Source organism: Pseudomonas sp. GM41(2012) (genome assembly GCF_000282315.2).
Lineage (GTDB): Bacteria > Pseudomonadota > Gammaproteobacteria > Pseudomonadales > Pseudomonadaceae > Aquipseudomonas.
In genome coordinates this window covers 560,041-577,115 of record NZ_AKJN02000007.1, presented here as the reverse complement: position 1 = coordinate 577,115, position 17,075 = coordinate 560,041, and the positions used below count along the sequence as shown (strand labels likewise).

Genomic DNA, 17,075 nt, shown 5'->3' with positions numbered 1-17,075 from the left:
TCTTTAATCCCAAAGCTTACTGCGCTTTGGTAACTGTCGCCGGAGTCGCAGCAGGCTTGGCCGCTACTTTCTTCGCCGTTTCAGCTTTCTTCACCGGGGCCTTTTTGGCCTCGGCTTTGGCCGCAGGTTTTTTCACCGCAGCTTTGACCGGGGCTTTTTTGGCGGGTTCGGCTTTCACCGGGGTGACTGGTTTCGGCGCTTCTACCGGTGCTGGCGCTGGGGCCGGCGCAGGTGTTGGAGCCGGTGCCGGAGCAACCGGAGCCACTGGCTCTGGCGCCTTGACGGGTGCCGGTTTGTCGTCAGAACCACCGAACAGGTTGGTGAAGAAGTTACCTTTCTTCGCCGCCACCGCGCCGGCCGCCGCAACGGTCGCTGCCGGAACAACTTTCGCCGGTTCAAACGACTTGCCCGCCGCCAGGTCTTCTACCTGACTGGCTGCACGCTGACCGGTGCGAAGTGCGCCTTCCAGAGTGCCCGGGTACAAGGTGTCAGTGTGTTCGCCGGCAAAGGCTACACGCTGAATCGGACGTTCCCACAGGCGCCAGTATTTGCTGATCTGGCCAGGGCCGAAGGCCAGGTAAGCGCCGCCCATCGAGGGGTCGACGCTGTAACGGCGGATCTCATAACCGGTGAACGAACCGCGCGCCTGTGGATAAAAGGCGTGCAGACGGATCAACACCTGATCGACCAACTGCTTGTCGCCGAAGGCCTGCATCACGCGCGCGTTGTCGCCAGACAGGTTGATCACCACGTTGGCGCCGCCCTTCATCGCCGGCTCAACCCACAACATGCCCAGACCGGTGTTGCTGTAGATCTCGCCGGTCATGCGCGCCTTGCTTTCCCACACGGGTGTCTTGAATTTCAGCATGATCTGGTCGCGCCAACCGTAGTTGGTGCCCTTGATCGCGCCCATGTGCTGGGCATCCAGCGACGGAGTCATCTGGATCTTGTTCAGTGCGCGCAATGGCACGGCCACAACGACGTAGTCAGCCTGATAGCCAACGCTGCCGACTTTGACGGTCACGCCGTCCTTGTCTTGGGTGATCGCCGAGACCGGGGAGCTGGTCTTGATGGTTTTCAGTTGTTTGACGAACGCCTGGGCCAGCACCGGGCTACCGCCGGGCAGGCGTGAAGCACGCAGGTCACGGTCGGCAACGCCAAGGTAAACACGGCTTTGCTGTGCGAAGTACAGCAGCGACAGGCGCGACGGTTCGTCATAACGGGTACGGATCTGCTGATTCACCAACTGACGTGCCGTGGCCGGCAGATTCAGACGGTCGAGCCAGTTGGACACGTTGATCTGGTCCAGGGCGAACAGTGTGCTGTTGGCCGCCGGGTTCTGCGGGTCTTCGATCGAGCGCGCCAGATCGTCCAGGGTCTTTTCATAGCGCTTGAGCGCGTCGCTGGTGGCCGGCTGCTTGGTGGCCAGATCGGCGGCAGTGAAATACTCACCGTCAATCAGGTAGCCCGGGGTCCGCACGAACTCTGGGGCCGGCGTGGTGCTCAGCTTGAAGGTCGATACGTACTTGTTCAGAACCGGTTGGGTCTTGTCGTTGCCGATCCACTCACTGGTGGCCATGCCGGAGCGACCGCCCATGCTCGATTTGGCTTCCAGCAGGGTGACCTGCCAGCCCTTGTTTTGCAGTTCGTAAGCCGCGGTGAGGCCAGACAGCCCTCCGCCGATCACGATCGCCGTTTTATCCTTGGCCAGCGCAGACACGCTGAACAGCCCCAACATCACCAGCGCACAGGCGCGCAGCCAACCAGCAGACATTCAGCGAACTCCGGAAATATACGAGGAAATAGCGGTTTTACGAGCCAGACGGCTCAAAGAACCGCGAAGAATACGTCAGCCATCAAAAGGCCGCCAGCGACGTCTATCCACCTATACAAAGTAGCTCAATCCACACAATGGGTTGTCCCCAGACGATGCATTGCATAGGCTTGCGCGATTGTTTGCCCGCGCATGTCGCGAGCCGCCTCGAGGAGACTGAAAATGGGCCTGAATAATCAGTGGATGCAACGCGATCTCGCGGTGTTGTGGCATCCCTGCACCCAGATGAAAGACCACGAACAGCTGCCACTGATCCCGATCAAACGCGGTGAAGGCGTCTGGCTGGAAGACTTCGAAGGCAAACGCTACCTCGACGCCGTCAGCTCCTGGTGGGTCAACGTGTTTGGTCACGCCAACCCGCGAATCAACCAGCGCATCAAGGATCAGGTCGATCAGCTGGAGCACGTCATCCTTGCCGGTTTCAGTCATCAGCCAGTGATCGAGTTGTCCGAGCGCCTGGTGAAAATGACGCCGGAAGGCCTGACCCGATGCTTTTACGCCGATAACGGTTCGTCCTGCATCGAAGTCGCGCTGAAAATGAGCTTTCACTACTGGCTCAACCGCGGCCAGCCGAACAAAAAGCGCTTCGTCACCCTGACCAATAGCTACCACGGCGAGACCATGGCGGCGATGTCGGTGGGCGACGTGCCACTGTTCACCGAAACCTACAAGGCACTGTTGCTGGACACCATCAAGGTGCCGAGTCCCGATTGCTACCTGCGCCCGGAAGGCATGAGCTGGGAAGAACACTCGCGGAACATGTTCGCGGCTATGGAACAGACCCTGGCCGAGAACCACGACACCGTCGCAGCAGTCATCGTCGAGCCGCTGATCCAGGGCGCCGGCGGCATGCGCATGTACCACCCGGTGTACCTGAAACTGCTGCGCGAAGCCTGCGACCGCTATGGCGTGCACCTGATCCACGACGAAATTGCCGTCGGCTTCGGCCGCACCGGAACGATGTTTGCCTGTGAACAGGCCGGCATCCGCCCGGACTTCCTCTGCCTGTCCAAGGCCCTGACCGGCGGTTACCTGCCGTTGGCGGCCTGCGTGACCACCGAAGATGTCTACAGCGCTTTCTACGACGACTACCCGACCCTGCGCGCCTTCCTGCATTCCCACAGCTACACCGGCAATCCGCTGGCGTGCGCGGCGGCATTGGCGACTTTGGATATCTTCGAAGAAGACAACGTCATCGAGAACAACAAGGCGCTGGCCCAGCGCATGGCCACCGCCACCGCGCACCTGGCCGATCACCCGAACGTTTCGGAAGTGCGCCAGACCGGCATGGTGCTGGCCATCGAGATGGTCAAGGACAAGGCCACCAAGGAAGCTTATCCGTGGCAGGAACGTCGCGGCTTGAAAGTGTTCCAGCATGCGCTGGAGCGTGGTGCTTTACTTCGACCGTTGGGCAGCGTGGTGTACTTCCTGCCGCCGTACGTGATCACGCCTGAACAGATCGACTTTCTGGCCGAAGTGGCGAGTGAAGGTATCGACATCGCGACCCGTGACAGCGTCAGTGTTTCGGTGCCGAAGGACTTTCACCCGGGCTTCCGCGATCCGGGCTGATGCATCGAACGATGCGGTCCATGTGGGAGTGAGCCTGCTCGCGATTGCGGTGTAACAGTCAAAATTGATGTCGACTGACACCCCGCTATCGCGAGCAGGCTCACTCCCACAAAGGTTCACACACAGAAGCCGACAATGATTCAGATGATTAACACCCTTTTCAGAGACCCAAGATGAGACTGTCCCGCTTCTTTATCGACGCCCCCTTGAGCACTGGCGAACACGAGTTGCCCGAGGCCCAGGCCCATTACATCAGCCGCGTGCTGCGCATGGCCGAGGGTGATGCGCTGCAACTGTTCGACGGCTCGGGCCATGAGTTCCGCGCCACGCTGGTGGAGGTCGGCAAGAAGCGCGTCGTCGTGCAGATCGATGAAAGCTTCACCGGGCAGGTCGAGTCGCCCTTGTCGATCCATCTCGGCCAGGGCTTGTCCCGTGGCGAGCGGATGGATTGGGCGATTCAGAAAGCCACCGAGTTGGGCGTCACGGAAATCACCCCGATCTTCAGCGACCGCTGTGAAGTCCGGTTGAAGGATGAGCGCGCCGACAAACGCCTGATGCATTGGCGCCAGGTTGCGATCAGCGCGTGCGAGCAGTGCGGGCGTTCACGGGTGCCGGTGATTCATCCGCCGCTGCTGCTGGCCGATTGGCTGAAGCAGACGGAGGCCGAATTGAAACTGGTGCTGCATCCGGTGGCTGAGCCGTTGGTGAGCCATGCGAAACCGGCGACGCTGGCGTTTTTGATCGGCCCGGAAGGCGGGTTGTCCGATGCGGAAGTCGAGCAGGCCAAGGCTGGCGGTTTTCACGCCGCCCGCCTCGGCCCTCGCGTGTTGCGCACCGAAACCGCGCCGGTGGTGGCATTGGCGGTTGCCCAACAACTTTGGGGTGACTTCTAAAAGATCGCAGCCTGCGGCAGCTCCTACGGGAGATCGCGTTTCAATTGTAGGAGCTGCCGCAGGCTGCGATCTTTTGATCCTATTGCACCGGATCACTCACCGGCTTCGCAATGATCGCTTTCAACTCGCTGGTCATCGGGAATTCCAGGTTCAGGCCTTTGGGCGGAATCGGTTGCTGGAACCAGCGCTGATAGATGCCGTTGATCTCACCTGAGCTGTACAGATCGGCAAGTGTCGAGTTCACCAACTCAAGAAACTGCGGGTCGCCCTTGCGCACCATGCAGCTGTAGATTTCCCGCGACTGTTCCTCGCCCACCACAACCCAGTTATGCGGATCGCGGGCCTTGGCGCGTTCGCCGTAGAGCAGCGCGTCATCCATATAGAACGCCGCCGCCCGACCCGACTGCAGCATCTGGAACGCTTCGCCGTGGTCCTTGGCGCTGATCACGAACATATCGATCTTGTTATCGACGTTGTAGCTCTTCAGAAACCGTTCATTAGTGGTGCCGGCGGTGGTCACGACGTTCTTGCCGCGCAGGTCGGCGAAGCTTTTGATGCCGCTGTCCTTTGCCGTGAGCAACTGCCCCTTCACGTAGATAAACCCGTAGGAAAACGCCACTTGCTGCATGCGCTCGGCCGTCACGCCGGTGGAGCCGCATTCAAGGTCGACCGTGCCGTTCTGCACCAGTGGAATGCGCGTTTGCGAGGTCACCAGGTTGTACTTCACCTGCAGATCCGGCAGTTCAAGTTTTTGCTTGATGCGCTCGACAATCTTGCTCGCCAGGTCCACCGAATAGCCCATCGGCTGCCCCGTGTGATCACCCACGTAGGAGAACGGCACCGACGCGTCGCGATAGCCCAGCGTGATGCTCTTGGCATTGGCAACCTTGTTCAGCGTGCCGGTCAGTGGCGCTTCGTTGGCCTGGACCTGGCTGGCGAGCAGCAGGCCGAGGGTGCAGCCGATCAACGTGATTTTTTGCATTGTTATTCTCCGTTGTGGGTCAGTTGATTAGCGGCGGGCGGCGATCACGGTGATTTCCACCAGGACCTCTGGACGGGCCAGTTGCGCCTGCAAAGTAGTGCGGGTCGGCGCCATGCCCGGCGACAGCCACTGCGACCAGACCTCGTTCATGGCGGCGAAATCGCGGCCAATGTCGTTCAGGTAAATGGTCGCGTTGAGCAGATGATCTTTGTCGCTGCCAGCCTCGGCCAGCAACGCGTCGATCTTCGCCAGCACCTCGGCGGTTTGGCCGGTGACGTCGGTGCTGTCACCCGGAACCTGTCCCGAGAGAAACACCAGATCGCCAAAGGTCACCGCGCCAGAGAGCCGGCTGTTGCTGTTGATACGGTTGATGCTCATCGGCTTTTCCTTTTCAAGTCAGGCGACGCGGGGGGCGAGGCCCTGCATTTCAATCGAAGGTGCGCGCCGGGCGATCAACTCGCTGAGCAACCGGGCGCTGCCACAGGCCAGGGTAAAACCCAGGGCGCCATGGCCGAGGTTGAGCCACAGATTGCGGTATGCCGTGGCGCCGATCAACGGCACGCCGCTGGGGGTCGCCGGGCGCATGCCGGCCCATTCGATGGCGGCGGCGTAATCGCCGGCATTCGGCAAGGTTTCCTGTGCCTGGCGCTTGATCAGCGCCAGGCGTTTGGGGTCGAGCGCCGGGTCGAAGCCGACAATGTCGACCATCGCCGCCACGCGCAGTTGATCACCGATGCGGGCATAAACGATCTTGCGGTTGTAATCGGTGATGCTCAGCTCCGGCGCACGATGTTCGGCGTGGATGGGCAAGGTCAGGCTGTAGCCCTTGAGCGGATACAGCGGCAAGTTCATGCCCGGCAATGCCAGCGCCGGACTGCGATGACCGGCGGCAATCACCAGTTGCTCGACCGGCAGCACCTGCGAACCCATTTCGACGGCCTGCACCGCGCCGTCCACGTGGCGAATGCCGGTGACCTTGCGCCCGAGCAAAAACTCGCAATGCCCCGACGCCTGGAGTCGAGCCATCAATCGCTGGCAGAAAGCATGACAATCGGCGACCTCCTCATCGGGGGTATAAATCGCGCCCACAAACGGCGCCTCGGCGAGTGCAGGCTCCAACTGTGCGCATTCGGCCCGCGACAGCACGTGCTGCTGTTGCGGATCCGCCAGGCCATGGCGCGCATGCTCAAAACTCGCGGCTTCACGAAACGTCACCAGTTTGCCGTTGCGCCGCCAGTCGAAACCGTCGAGGCGGTCTTCTTCGCGCCAGCCTTGCAGCGTGGATTGGCTCAGCAGCGCCAGACGCAGCAGGTGCGCACCGTTGCGCTGATTCACCGAACGACGGCAGGCCGCCAGAAAGGACGCCATCCAGCGCCATTGCGCCGGGTCCAGGCGCGGGCGCAGCTTCAACGGCGAGTCACCGCGCAGCATCCAGCCAAGCGCCTGCAACGGTACGCCGGCATCGGCCAGCGGCGCGACGTAACGGTAGGACAACTGGCCGCCGTTGGCGAAACTGGTCTCGCTGCCCAACGAATCCCGGGCCTCGATCAGCGTCACGTCGATGCCGTCGCGCACCAGTGCGTAAGCCGTCGTCAGCCCAATGACGCCACCACCGATGATGCAAACCCGCTGAGCCATGTCTGTCCTTAACCGTTGTTGAAACAGGCTTCAGATTAGGACCAGGTGACAGGCGTTGAACAATGCATAAAGATGCCTGACCCATAAACAAAGGTTATGGACTTGCCATGCGACTGCGACACATCGAGATTTTCCAGGCCATTCGCCAGACCGGTTCGGTCAGTGGCGCCGCGCAGTTGCTGCACGTATCGCAGCCGGCGGTAAGCAAAGTGCTGCAACACGCCGAGCAGCAATTGGGCTTCCCGTTATTCCTGCGGGTGCGCGGTAAATTGCAGGCCACGCCCGAAGCGCTGGAGCTTGAGCGCGAAGTCGACAAGGTCACCGAAAGCCTGCAAGGCGTGCGACGCCTGGCCCAGAGCCTGCGACGCGAGCCGGGTCACAGCGTACGGATTGGCGCGATTCCGGCGCTGGCCTTGTCGCTGCTGCCGCCGGCCATCAACGAATGGACGCAACGCTACCCGGACATCGTCTGCGAGCTGTCCAGCGCCCACAGCCGTGAACTGATGCAGAATTTGTTGATGCGCGAAGTGGATGTCGCGCTGACCTTGCAACCGCCGGATCACCCGGGCCTGAAGGCGCAGGTGTTGGCCTGCGGAGTTTTGGTGGCGCTGGCGCCGTTGGGTTATTGGGCCGACGACGCCTTGGGCCAACCATTACCATTGATCGAACTGGCCGGCGCGCCGCTGATCGGCCTGTCCAGCGCCGATCCGCTGGCGGCCAGGCTCGACAGCTACCTTGAGGCAGTCGATCCGCCGCCACGGGTTCGCATCGCCGTGCAGACCTATTCGCTGGCGCGGGCGATGGTTGAATCCGGTGCCGGGCTGGCGGTGATCGACCCGTTTACCGCGCTCGGCGCGTCCCCCGCCACCACGGCGATTCGACCTCTGGCGCCAGCGTTACCGATCACCCTGTACGCGGTGACCTGCGCCGACGAACCGCCGCCGCACACCCTGAGCGACTTGTTGCAGGTGTTCAGCCGACGGGCGCAGGCGCAGCTGGATCGCTTGATCCCTTAGAGGCCTCAAAGGACATAAAACATAATCGCCACGAAGTGCAGCAGACTCCCGGCGATCACGAACAAATGCCAGATCCCGTGGGCATGGCGCAGACGATGATCGAGGGCAAAAAAGATAATGCCCACGGTGTACAACACCCCGCCCGACGCCAACCAGGTAAAACCGACAGGGCCCAACGCCGCCAGTAACGGCTTGACCGCCACCAGCACGATCCAGCCCATCACCGCGTAGATCACGATCGACAGAATCCGCGCTTCCGAGCGCGGTTTAATCTCTTGCAGGATGCCGATCAGCGCCAATCCCCAGACAATTCCGAACAAGGTCCAGCCCCACGGCCCGCGTAGCGTCACAAGACAGAATGGCGTGTAGCTGCCGGCAATCAACAGGTAGATCGAAAAGTGATCGACCTTCTGCATGATCGCCTTCTTGCGCCCACGCACGCTGTGGTAAACGGTCGACGCACTGTAAAGCACCAACAAGGTGAACCCGTAAATCGCCACGCTGACAATCTTCCACGGGCTGCCGTCCATGCCGGCGATCACCAGCATCCACACCACCCCGACCACCGCTGCCACCGCCCCGACCAGATGCGTCCAGGCATTCAATCTTTCCCCGTGATACATGTGTTACTCACCTCAAGATGTAGGAGCTGTGTACGAGCTGTGTAGGAGCTGTCGAGTGAAACGAGGCTGCGATCTTTTGATCTTAATTTTCGGCGCCCTTGAAGATGCCAAAGATCAAAAGATCGCAACCTTCGGCAGCTCCTACAAAAGCCATCGAGCCAAACGTCAGCCAATTGGGCACAATCGAGCCATTCCAAAAAGAGTCTGCATCATGCTGATCGATGAAGAGTTGACCCTGAAAAAACTCGAGGTGTTCCTGGCCTTCATGCGCACCGGCAACCTGGCCCGGGCTGCCGCCGAATTGCAGACCAGCAACGTCAGCGTGCACCGGGCTATTCACTCCCTGGAAAGCGCCCTGCGTTGCCCGCTATTCAAACACGAAGGCCGCAACCTGACCCCACTCGAAAGCGCTTATGTGCTGGAAGAACGCGCGCAGAAGCTGATTCAGGATGTGGTCGAAACCGTGCGCCTGACCCGCGAAGCCGCCGGGTTCTCCGCCGAGCGCTTCAAGCTTGGCTCGCTGTATTCGCTGACGGTAAAAACCGTGCCGCAACTGATCATGGGCCTGAAGATCCGCCGCAGCGAACTCAACATCGACCTGATCCTCGGCTCGAACTTCGACCTGCTGTACAAACTCAAAAACATGGAAGTCGACGCGATCCTGGTGTCGCTGGATGAGAGCGTCAACGACCCGGACTGCGAGCAGATTTCGCTGTTTTCCGACGACATCTTTCTCGCCACACCGGCGGATTCAAAGTTTGCTCAACGGACCGAAGTCGACCTTGCAGAAGTGCGCGACGAGACATTCATTACGCTGACCCAGGGCTTTGCCACGCACCAGGACGGTAATCGGGTGTTCAAGCAAGCGGGGTTCGAACCGAAGGTGGCGATGCAGGTCAACGACATCTTCACCCTGCTGAGCATGGTCAGCTCGGGCGTGGGTTATGCGTTGCTGCCGGGACGGATTGCGGCGGTGTATGAGAACCGGGTGAAGCTGATTCCGTTGCAGGAAAAGTATCGGTTGCAGCAGCACATTGGCGTGGTGTTCTTGAAGGCCAAGGAGCGGGATCCGAATCTGTTGGCGTTGCTGGCTGAGTGTCGGATGTATGCCAATCGCCAGGCTTGAGACCGCGTCGCACCCATCGCGGGCAAGCCTTGCTCCTACAGAGAGCGCGCACATCCTGTAGGAGCATGGCTTGCCCGCGATGAGGCCATCACCGGCGCTACAAATCCAGGCTTAACCGACAATCCCGCGAACAATAAAGTACAACAACGAAGGCCCCAGCAAGCACCCAAGCCCAGTGTGGAACGTCGCCGTCAACGCGCCATAAGGCACCAACCGCCGATCCGTCGCCGCCAACCCCGCCGTCACACCGCTGACGGTGCCAGCCAACCCACCAAACACCATCGCCGAGCGTGGGTTATCCAGCCCCATCCAGCGCGCCGCCATCGGTGTGCCAACCATCACAAAAATCGCCTTGATCAACCCGGTGGCAATCGACAACGCCACCACATCCGAACTCGCACCAATCGCCGCCCCGGTCACCGGCCCGACGATGTAAGTCACCGCGCCCGCGCCGATGGTGGTCATGCTGATCGCATCGCGATAACCGAACACCCAGGCCATGCTCGCGCCGACAATGAATGGCAGGATCGTGCCCAGCAGCAGCGCAATCACACCGATCAAACCGGCCTTTTTCGCTTCGGTGGCTTGCACTTCGAATGCCGTGGCGACGATTGCAAAGTCCCGCAGCATGGCGCCGCCCATCAGACCGATGCCGGAAAACAGCGTCAGGTCCGCCAGGCCTTTTTGCCCACCGGTCATCGTGCCGCCGACCCAGGCCAGAACAAGCCCGATGACGATGGCAATCGCCGAACCGTGAATCCGTCCGAACGTCAGGCGCTTGGACAGCACCACCGACACCCACATGATCACGCCGACGAACGCGAACGCCGTCACCAGACTGTTATTGGTCAGACCCTTCTCAATGAGTTCCCACATATCAGCGACCTCCTACTGGCGTGCCGACCGGCGTTACTTGCGCCGATTCATCGGGCAACGGTTCGCCTTTGTGAGTCCGGCTGATCAGGGCAATGGTGCAACCGCAGATCACCACAGAACCGATCGCTGCCAGCACCGCCACCGGGCCGCCGTGCAGGGCGGTGACGACGTTTTGTTGCGCGGCCATTGCGACCACCACCGGAATGTACATGGCGCCCCAGAAACCGACGCCCATCTCGCAATCCTTGGTCATGCCGCCGCGTTTTTGCATCCACAACCGCGCGCAGATCAACAGGATCATCGCGATCCCGACGCCGCCGACGTTTGATTTCACGCCCAGCAACACGCCGAGCATGTCGCCTACGATCACCCCTGCCAGCGTACAAATCGCCAACAGCGCCACACCGTAAATAATCATTGTTGTTGTCCTCAAAGTGCATCGTCGAATGTTGTTTTTGTTGTTCGAAGGCCTGAGTCGGTGTTCTAGAGTTGGCGGCTTCCCTCCTCACGCAACAGCGCCTGCAAGGTATCGAGCCGCGCACCGTCGAAGGCAATCACGGTGCCCTGCTCGAACACCCGGCGCGCCAGCCCGGTCAGCACCGCACCGGGCGGCAGTTCGATCTGTAGTCGTACGCCGCGCTCGTAGGCGCTTTGTACCGTGCCGCGCCAATCCACCACGCGGCACATGTTGAACGCCAGGTCGTCGCGCAGGGCTTCAGTGTTGCTGACGGGCCGGGCGCGACTACCACTCAGGTAGCCCAGCGTCGGAGTTTTCAGCGGCACCTTGGCGAAGGCTTCGGCCAAAGTTTTCGCAGGAGTTTCCAGCAGCGGGCAGTGGGACGGCACGCTGACAGCCAGGCGTTTGGCCAGACCTGCACCACGACCTTTGGCCAACTCGGCGACCGCTTTCATCGCGCCATCGCTGCCGGCAATCACCACCTGGTTATCGGCGTTGATGTTGGCCAGGTAAACCGGCGTGTCGACGCTGTGAACCTGCGCCAGCAACTCTTCCACCGTGGCCAGGTCCAGACCGATGATCGCGGTCATGCCATAGCCTTGTGGATAAGCCTGTTGCATCAGTTCACCGCGCAGGCTGACCAGATGCAGCGCATCGCTGAAGCTCAAGGCACCGGCGACCACCGCTGCCGGGTAGGCGCCGATGGACAATCCTGCCACGTAATCCGCCGTCATTAACAACTGGCGTGAAGCCGCGACGCCAGCGATCAGCAAGCAAAGCTGAACCGCTCTTGTCGACTTCAGCGCTTCGGCAGAATCCAGAAGAAAAGCGTCTTCTCCGAGGACTTCACTTGCCTCGTTCACTGTTTCCACAGGCAAACGATGCAGCATGCCCGGCTGCTGCGCGCCCTGGCCAGGGAACACCAGCAAGCTGCTCACGCTGCTTGCTCCTGCGGGTTCCACGGATTGGTTACCAGACAGGCTTCACTGGCGTTTTTTAGCAGGACCCGTTGCGAGGGACCGGCCCATTCGCGCAAGGCGACTGCACCGAATGGAGTCTGCAACTGCATGTCGACCTGGCAGACAGCAGCATCGAGAAGCTTCACCAGTGCCTGCGCCTGCACACGATCCAACGGCTGCGGTGTACGCAGGATCAAGTCGAGATCGCTGCCCTCATGCAATGCCTCAAAACCACTGGCCAATTCAAACCCGGCGCTGCCGCTGACACCCCAAACCCACTCACAGGAATCGAGCATCGGCCGCAGTTGATTGAGGGCGCGCACTGCCGGCAAATCCCGATCAATCGCGACATGACAAAGCGCTTCCGGCCGGACTTGACGCTGAATCGCATCGACCGACATCACCGTCGCATAACGCTGCTCCCGCAAACGTCCACGCACGCCGACCGCGATGTGATCCGCCGCGCTCAACGCACGCCGAACCACCACCGGTTGACCCGCACTGATCGACTCGATCACCCACGAAGGTGCATCCGTAGGCAACTGCTCCGGGGTCAGCCCCCAGAGCAGGTCGTGGGCCAGAAGCGTGTTCACCACTGCGCTCTCAGCAATTGGCGCACCTGGCTCGACGCCGCACGATTGCTCGCGCCCAAGCGGCTGCTCAGGTCTCGGCCACTGGTGGCGACATCGCCAATCGCCTGGCTCAGGCATTCAGTCACCCGCGTCAGATCCGCCGCCGTCGGCTGCTCGATCTGTTCCACCGACAAGGTTTCCCAGAGCAGTCCAAGACTCGCGTAACTGTCGATGTCGTACGCCATCGGCGGCACGCTGGCGGCCAAGGCTTCGAGTTCTTCGACGCTGCGCAACGTCACCCGCGCCGCCGAAGCCTTGCCCATCGCATGCACCATCACGCCCGGATCGCGCAAGGCGATCAGCCGATTGGCCTGATACCCATGCGCCAGAAACGCTCCGGACATTGCCTTGCCCACCAGCAAACCAATCACGGCATGGCCGGCCAGTCGGGCGCGGGCATAACTGTCCGCGGCACCGGCCAAGGCCTGATGAATGCCGAGCGCTTCTTCGCGCCGACCGTAGGCCTGACTCGGCACATCGACGATGGCGATCAAGGCGCGTTTCTGCGATTTATCCAGATCCGCTGCGATGACGTCATCCACGGCTTTGGCCAGTCCCCAACCTTCCAGCAGACCGACCTCGCCATTGCGGGCGCGGACGAAGCGGTTGTCGGGATCAGCCACCACCGCGATAAACCGAACAGGTTGGTCGCCCAATACACCATCAGCGACTTTCAACGAAGCCGGCAAACCATCGACCGGTTTGGCGCCTGCACTCAAGGCGTTGAACCAGTTCAAACCTCTCAGGGAATACGAACTCATGAGCGCTCTCCTTGATACAGATCGCGAACCGTTGACGGCTCGATTTGCGGCTCCGCGTCCAGACGAGCCAACCGTTGCAGGAACCATTCGGCTTGACGGCTGCGTTGCTGTTTCGGCAAACCTTGCATAAGCAATTCACTGACCTGCTGCTGAACCTGCGCCACGTCGTCAGCGACAAAACGATCCACCAAACCACTGGCAAAACGTTGCTCGCCACCGGTCAGGCTCCAGATGAAGGGACGATCACGGGAGTCGTATTCCTCAAGCCCGGCTTCCTGCTCGATCACTTGCGGACCGTTCAGGCCAAGACGCGCTTCCTGAGTCACCAGGAGATAACTGCACAACCCGGCGGCAATCGACATCCCGCCAAAGCAGCCGACGCTGCCCGCCACCACACCCACAACAGGCTGGTATTGGCGCAGATCGACAATCGCCGCATGAATATCGGCAATCGCAGCCAGCCCGAGGTTGGCCTCCTGCAAACGCACGCCACCGGTTTCCAGCAGCAACACGGCGCGGGTCGGAATGCCGTTGCGGTTGTCTTCGGCCGCCAGTTCCAGCGCACCGGCAATCTTCGCCCCGCCGACCTCACCGAGGCTGCCGCCCTGGAATGCGCCTTCGATGGCGGCGATCACCACCGGCAAACCGCCGATGTTGCCCTTGGCGATCACCACGCCGTCATCCGCTTGCGGCACCACGCCCTGGCGCGACAGCCATGGCGAAATGACTCGCTGGAACGGGTCGAGCAATTCGCGAAAGGTGCCGGCGTCGAGCAAGGCTTTCGCTCGTTGTCGGGCGCCGAGTTCGACGAAGCTGTGTTTGTTGAGGAGATCAGTCATGGCTGATCTCCTCGAAGCCTTGTTCCAGACGCAAGCGCACCACGCCCGGCGTCGCACCGAAATCGTGGATATCGATCGCCATCGCCGGTGGTGTCTGACCGTCGAACATCCGCGCGAACAGATGCTGCCAGCGTTGTTCGGCGCCGTTGACCGAGGTCTGCACCTTGATCGTCAGTTTGCCGACCTGGCCTGGTTCGATCAGCACTTCCAGATCGCCCGAGCCGACACAGCCCACCAGCGTCCGGCCGCGTGGCGGCTGCCCGGCGGGGAATTCAAAAGATAAGGTTTCCATCAGAAAGCTCCGGATTCGATGCGGTCGATGAACAAGCAAGCGGCGAGCAAGTCAGCAGCGCCGCCGGGCGAGGCGTTCAACGCGATCAGTTGTTCATCCAAGTCATGTAAACGACGACGGCCGGCGAGGCTGGCGCTGCCGCCCGCGTCGAGTACCGCTTGGGCGCCGAGTTGCATGGTCTGCAGGCCTTGTTCGCCGGCGCGGTAGAGCACGCAGGTGTCGGCCAGATTCGTCATGATCGCCAGCAAGGCATCGAGCCGGGCGCTCTGCTCGCCATGACCGGCGGCGCGGCTGCGTTTGAGTTGCGGCAGCGCCCGTTGGATCACTGCCGGAAAACCGAGCTGCGCTTCTTCACGGGCACCGCGTGCGCCATAACGCTGAGCGACTTGCGCGCCGTGGCTCAGAGGACGCGGCGCGTAACGGTCGTCGAGCAAGGCAAGGCGTGCGGCGCGCAAAGTCACAGCGCTTGCCTTGGTATTCGTGGATTCCAGCGCGGCAGCAGCGACCAACAGACCCAAGGCCCAGATTGCCCCGCGATGGGTGTTCACGCCGCCCGTGGTGGCGAGCATCACTTCCTCGCCTTCACGACCGATCAGGCCAATCGCTTCGCGCAGCGGCAGACCGACTTCGCCGAACTCGATGGCGGCCTCTGCCATTTCCTTGAACGCAGGCCACAGGGACAGCGCCGAAGCGTGCATCAGCCCGAGGTTCAAATCGGTGTGCGCGCCATTGCCGCGACGGTCGACCAGCGCCGGTTTCGGCGACAGGTCCGCTTCGTCGATCAGTGCGTCCACGGCCAGATCCGCCAGCCGCTCAGCCAGGGACAGGGTTTTCGGTTGCAGGTTGAATGCGTGCATTACCAGCTCCTGAACTTGGCGGGCGGGTTGTAGAGACCACCGGACCACTCGACCAGATCGGCCACGCTTTTTGCCGCGAGCAATTCGCGGGTGGCGTCGGTGCGGCGGATGCCGAGGTCTTCGGGCAAGGCGATCAGGCCTTCGCGGCGCATGCGCGCGGTGTCTTTCGGGTTGTGGCGCAGACCGATCACGGTGACCCCGGCCACGGCCGCGATCATCGCCTGACGCTCTTCCAGCGAACGCGCTTTGTACAAATAGGCGATGCCTTCTTCAGTCAGCAGGTGGGTGACGTCGTCGCCATAGATCATGATCGGCGCCAGCGGCATGCCGCTTTTCCTCGCCACTTCCACGGCGTCGAGGGTTTCGACGAAGGTCGGTTTGCCGCCTTCCTGGAAAGTCTCGACCATTTGCACCACGAGTTTCTTGCCTCGCTCCAGCAGCGCTTCGGGCGCATCGTCATGGCGCATGTCGAGCCAGGCTGGGGTGCCGTGGCGGCGACCGCGCGGGTCATGGCCCATGTTCGGCGCACCACCGAAACCGGCCAGGCGACCGCGCGTCACGGTGGAGGAATGACCGTCACCGTCGACTTGCAGGGTGGCGCCGATGAACAGGTCCACCGCGTATTGCCCGGCCAGTTGGCAGAACATCCGGTTGGAACGCAGGGAGCCGTCGCGACCGGTGAAGAACACGTCGGGCCGGGCGGCGATGTAGTTTTCCATGCCCAGTTCGGTGCCGAAGCAATGCACACTTTCGACCCAGCCGCTTTCGATGGCCGGGATCAAGGTTGGGTGCGGATTGAGGGTCCAGTTGCGGCAGATCTTGCCCTTCAGGCCGAGGGATTCGCCGTAGGTCGGCAGGATCAACTCGATGGCGGCGGTGTTGAAACCGATGCCGTGGTTAAGGGACTGGACGTTGTGTTTTTCGTAGATTCCGCGGATCGCCATCATCGCCATCAACACATGCACAGGCTTGATGTGGCGCGGGTCGCGGGTGAACAGCGGTTCGATGTAGAACGGCTTGTCGGCCACCACCACGAAATCGACCCAGGAGGCTGGGATGTCGACACGAGGCAGGTCGCTGACATCGTCCACCAGTTGATTGACCTGAACGATGACGATGCCGTCGCTGAAGGCGGCAGGTTCGATCAATGCGGGCGTGTCTTCGGTGCTCGGGCCGGTGTAGATGTTACCGGCGCGGTCGGCCATGAAACCGGCCGAGAGCACCACGTTCGGAATCAAGTCCACCACCAGTCGCGCATAGAGCTCGATGTAGGTATGGATCGCGCCGATTTCCAGCAGGCCGTCTTCCAGCAACTGGCTGATGCGCAGGCTCTGGGTGCCGGCGAAGGAGAAGTCGAGCTTACGGGCGATGCCGCGTTCGAACAGGTCCAGGTGCTCGGAGCGTCCGACGCTGGGCATGATCATGTGCAGGTCATGCAGCTTCGCGGGATCGGCCTTGGCCAGGGAGCGGGACAGGAAATCCGCCTGCTTCTGGTTGTTGCCCTCCAGCACCACACGGTCGCCGGGCAGGATCAAGGCCTCCAGCGCCGCAACGATTTTGTCGGTGGGCAGGACCACACCGTCGGCAAGACCCCTTACCAGCTCGAGACGCCGCTGCTTTTCGCTGCGCCGCCGCGTCCATCGCGAGTCGGGGGATATTGTTGTTGTCATGACCACTCCACGGGTTCGCTGTCGTGGGAGTCACCTTAGGAGCGTTGGGTG

At 61.5% G+C, this 17,075-nt stretch carries 18 protein-coding genes; 4 read left to right on the top strand and 14 right to left on the bottom strand.

Annotation, left to right across the window (positions count from 1 at the left end):
* Nucleotides 1-16: 16 nt before the first annotated feature.
* Nucleotides 17-1,774 carry a flavin monoamine oxidase family protein gene (locus PMI27_RS11825; RefSeq protein WP_008152550.1) on the bottom strand — a complete coding sequence of 586 codons (1,758 nt, stop codon included), beginning with the start codon at nucleotides 1,772-1,774 and terminating at the stop codon, nucleotides 17-19.
* Nucleotides 1,775-1,996: 222 nt separating this feature from the next.
* Between PMI27_RS11825 and PMI27_RS11830 the strand changes: the two genes are divergently transcribed.
* The gene (locus PMI27_RS11830; protein WP_008152551.1) at nucleotides 1,997-3,403 is read left to right on the top strand and encodes an adenosylmethionine--8-amino-7-oxononanoate transaminase; all 1,407 of its coding nucleotides are present in this window, start codon (nucleotides 1,997-1,999) and stop codon (nucleotides 3,401-3,403) included.
* Nucleotides 3,404-3,576: 173 nt separating this feature from the next.
* The gene (locus tag PMI27_RS11835; RefSeq protein ID WP_008152554.1) at nucleotides 3,577-4,296 is read left to right on the top strand and encodes a 16S rRNA (uracil(1498)-N(3))-methyltransferase; all 720 of its coding nucleotides are present in this window, start codon (nucleotides 3,577-3,579) and stop codon (nucleotides 4,294-4,296) included.
* A gap of 79 nt (nucleotides 4,297-4,375) precedes the next feature.
* Here the strand turns inward: PMI27_RS11835 and PMI27_RS11840 are convergent, their stop codons facing one another.
* From PMI27_RS11840 to PMI27_RS11850, 3 genes are read right to left on the bottom strand one after another with little or no spacing between them, the layout of a single operon-like run.
* The gene (locus tag PMI27_RS11840) at nucleotides 4,376-5,278 is read right to left on the bottom strand and encodes a transporter substrate-binding domain-containing protein (protein WP_008152556.1); all 903 of its coding nucleotides are present in this window, start codon (nucleotides 5,276-5,278) and stop codon (nucleotides 4,376-4,378) included.
* Nucleotides 5,279-5,305: 27 nt separating this feature from the next.
* The gene (locus PMI27_RS11845; protein WP_008152557.1) at nucleotides 5,306-5,656 is read right to left on the bottom strand and encodes a RidA family protein; all 351 of its coding nucleotides are present in this window, start codon (nucleotides 5,654-5,656) and stop codon (nucleotides 5,306-5,308) included.
* 18 nt (nucleotides 5,657-5,674) lie between these two features.
* Nucleotides 5,675-6,916, bottom strand: a complete 1,242-nt coding sequence (locus tag PMI27_RS11850) for a D-amino acid dehydrogenase (protein ID WP_008152560.1) — start codon at nucleotides 6,914-6,916, stop codon at nucleotides 5,675-5,677.
* A 107-nt stretch (nucleotides 6,917-7,023) separates the two neighbouring features.
* Here PMI27_RS11850 and PMI27_RS11855 point away from each other — a divergent pair, with 107 nt between their 5' ends.
* The gene (locus tag PMI27_RS11855; RefSeq protein ID WP_008152562.1) at nucleotides 7,024-7,932 is read left to right on the top strand and encodes a LysR family transcriptional regulator; all 909 of its coding nucleotides are present in this window, start codon (nucleotides 7,024-7,026) and stop codon (nucleotides 7,930-7,932) included.
* A gap of 5 nt (nucleotides 7,933-7,937) precedes the next feature.
* On the opposite strand, the gene trhA is transcribed toward PMI27_RS11855, so the two are convergent.
* On the bottom strand, nucleotides 7,938-8,555 hold the full coding sequence (gene trhA, locus PMI27_RS11860; protein WP_008152563.1) for a PAQR family membrane homeostasis protein TrhA: 618 nt from the start codon (nucleotides 8,553-8,555) through the stop codon (nucleotides 7,938-7,940).
* A gap of 211 nt (nucleotides 8,556-8,766) precedes the next feature.
* On the opposite strand from trhA, the gene PMI27_RS11865 reads away from it, so the two are divergent.
* Nucleotides 8,767-9,681 carry a LysR family transcriptional regulator gene (locus PMI27_RS11865; RefSeq protein ID WP_033053440.1) on the top strand — a complete coding sequence of 305 codons (915 nt, stop codon included), beginning with the start codon at nucleotides 8,767-8,769 and terminating at the stop codon, nucleotides 9,679-9,681.
* 111 nt (nucleotides 9,682-9,792) lie between these two features.
* On the opposite strand, the gene madM is transcribed toward PMI27_RS11865, so the two are convergent.
* The 9 genes from madM to mdcA form a co-directional block, all read right to left on the bottom strand.
* On the bottom strand, nucleotides 9,793-10,557 hold the full coding sequence (gene madM, locus PMI27_RS11870) for a malonate transporter subunit MadM (protein ID WP_008152568.1): 765 nt from the start codon (nucleotides 10,555-10,557) through the stop codon (nucleotides 9,793-9,795).
* A 1-nt stretch (nucleotide 10,558) separates the two neighbouring features.
* Nucleotides 10,559-10,975 (bottom strand): malonate transporter subunit MadL, encoded by a 417-nt coding sequence (gene madL / locus PMI27_RS11875; protein ID WP_008152570.1) that lies wholly within the window; start codon nucleotides 10,973-10,975, stop codon nucleotides 10,559-10,561.
* 65 nt (nucleotides 10,976-11,040) lie between these two features.
* Nucleotides 11,041-11,952, bottom strand: a complete 912-nt coding sequence (gene mdcH, locus PMI27_RS11880; protein ID WP_008152571.1) for a malonate decarboxylase subunit epsilon — start codon at nucleotides 11,950-11,952, stop codon at nucleotides 11,041-11,043.
* Nucleotides 11,949-12,569, bottom strand: coding sequence for a malonate decarboxylase holo-ACP synthase (locus PMI27_RS11885; RefSeq protein WP_008152575.1), 621 nt, complete (start codon nucleotides 12,567-12,569; stop codon nucleotides 11,949-11,951). Before PMI27_RS11885 ends, mdcH begins: the two co-directional genes overlap by 4 nt.
* Nucleotides 12,563-13,366 carry a biotin-independent malonate decarboxylase subunit gamma gene (gene mdcE, locus PMI27_RS11890; RefSeq protein WP_008152577.1) on the bottom strand — a complete coding sequence of 268 codons (804 nt, stop codon included), beginning with the start codon at nucleotides 13,364-13,366 and terminating at the stop codon, nucleotides 12,563-12,565. The genes PMI27_RS11885 and mdcE overlap by 7 nt, the downstream gene beginning before the upstream one ends.
* A complete protein-coding gene (locus PMI27_RS11895; RefSeq protein WP_008152580.1) occupies nucleotides 13,363-14,205 on the bottom strand; it encodes a biotin-independent malonate decarboxylase subunit beta in 843 nt (280 codons plus the stop codon). The genes mdcE and PMI27_RS11895 overlap by 4 nt, the downstream gene beginning before the upstream one ends.
* A complete protein-coding gene (locus tag PMI27_RS11900; RefSeq protein WP_008152582.1) occupies nucleotides 14,198-14,497 on the bottom strand; it encodes a malonate decarboxylase subunit delta in 300 nt (99 codons plus the stop codon). Before PMI27_RS11900 ends, PMI27_RS11895 begins: the two co-directional genes overlap by 8 nt.
* Entirely contained in the window at nucleotides 14,497-15,354 is an 858-nt protein-coding gene (locus PMI27_RS11905; RefSeq protein WP_008152585.1) for a triphosphoribosyl-dephospho-CoA synthase, read from the bottom strand. Before PMI27_RS11905 ends, PMI27_RS11900 begins: the two co-directional genes overlap by 1 nt.
* Entirely contained in the window at nucleotides 15,354-17,024 is a 1,671-nt protein-coding gene (gene mdcA, locus PMI27_RS11910; protein ID WP_008152587.1) for a malonate decarboxylase subunit alpha, read from the bottom strand. The genes PMI27_RS11905 and mdcA overlap by 1 nt, the downstream gene beginning before the upstream one ends.
* Nucleotides 17,025-17,075: the final 51 nt, after the last annotated feature.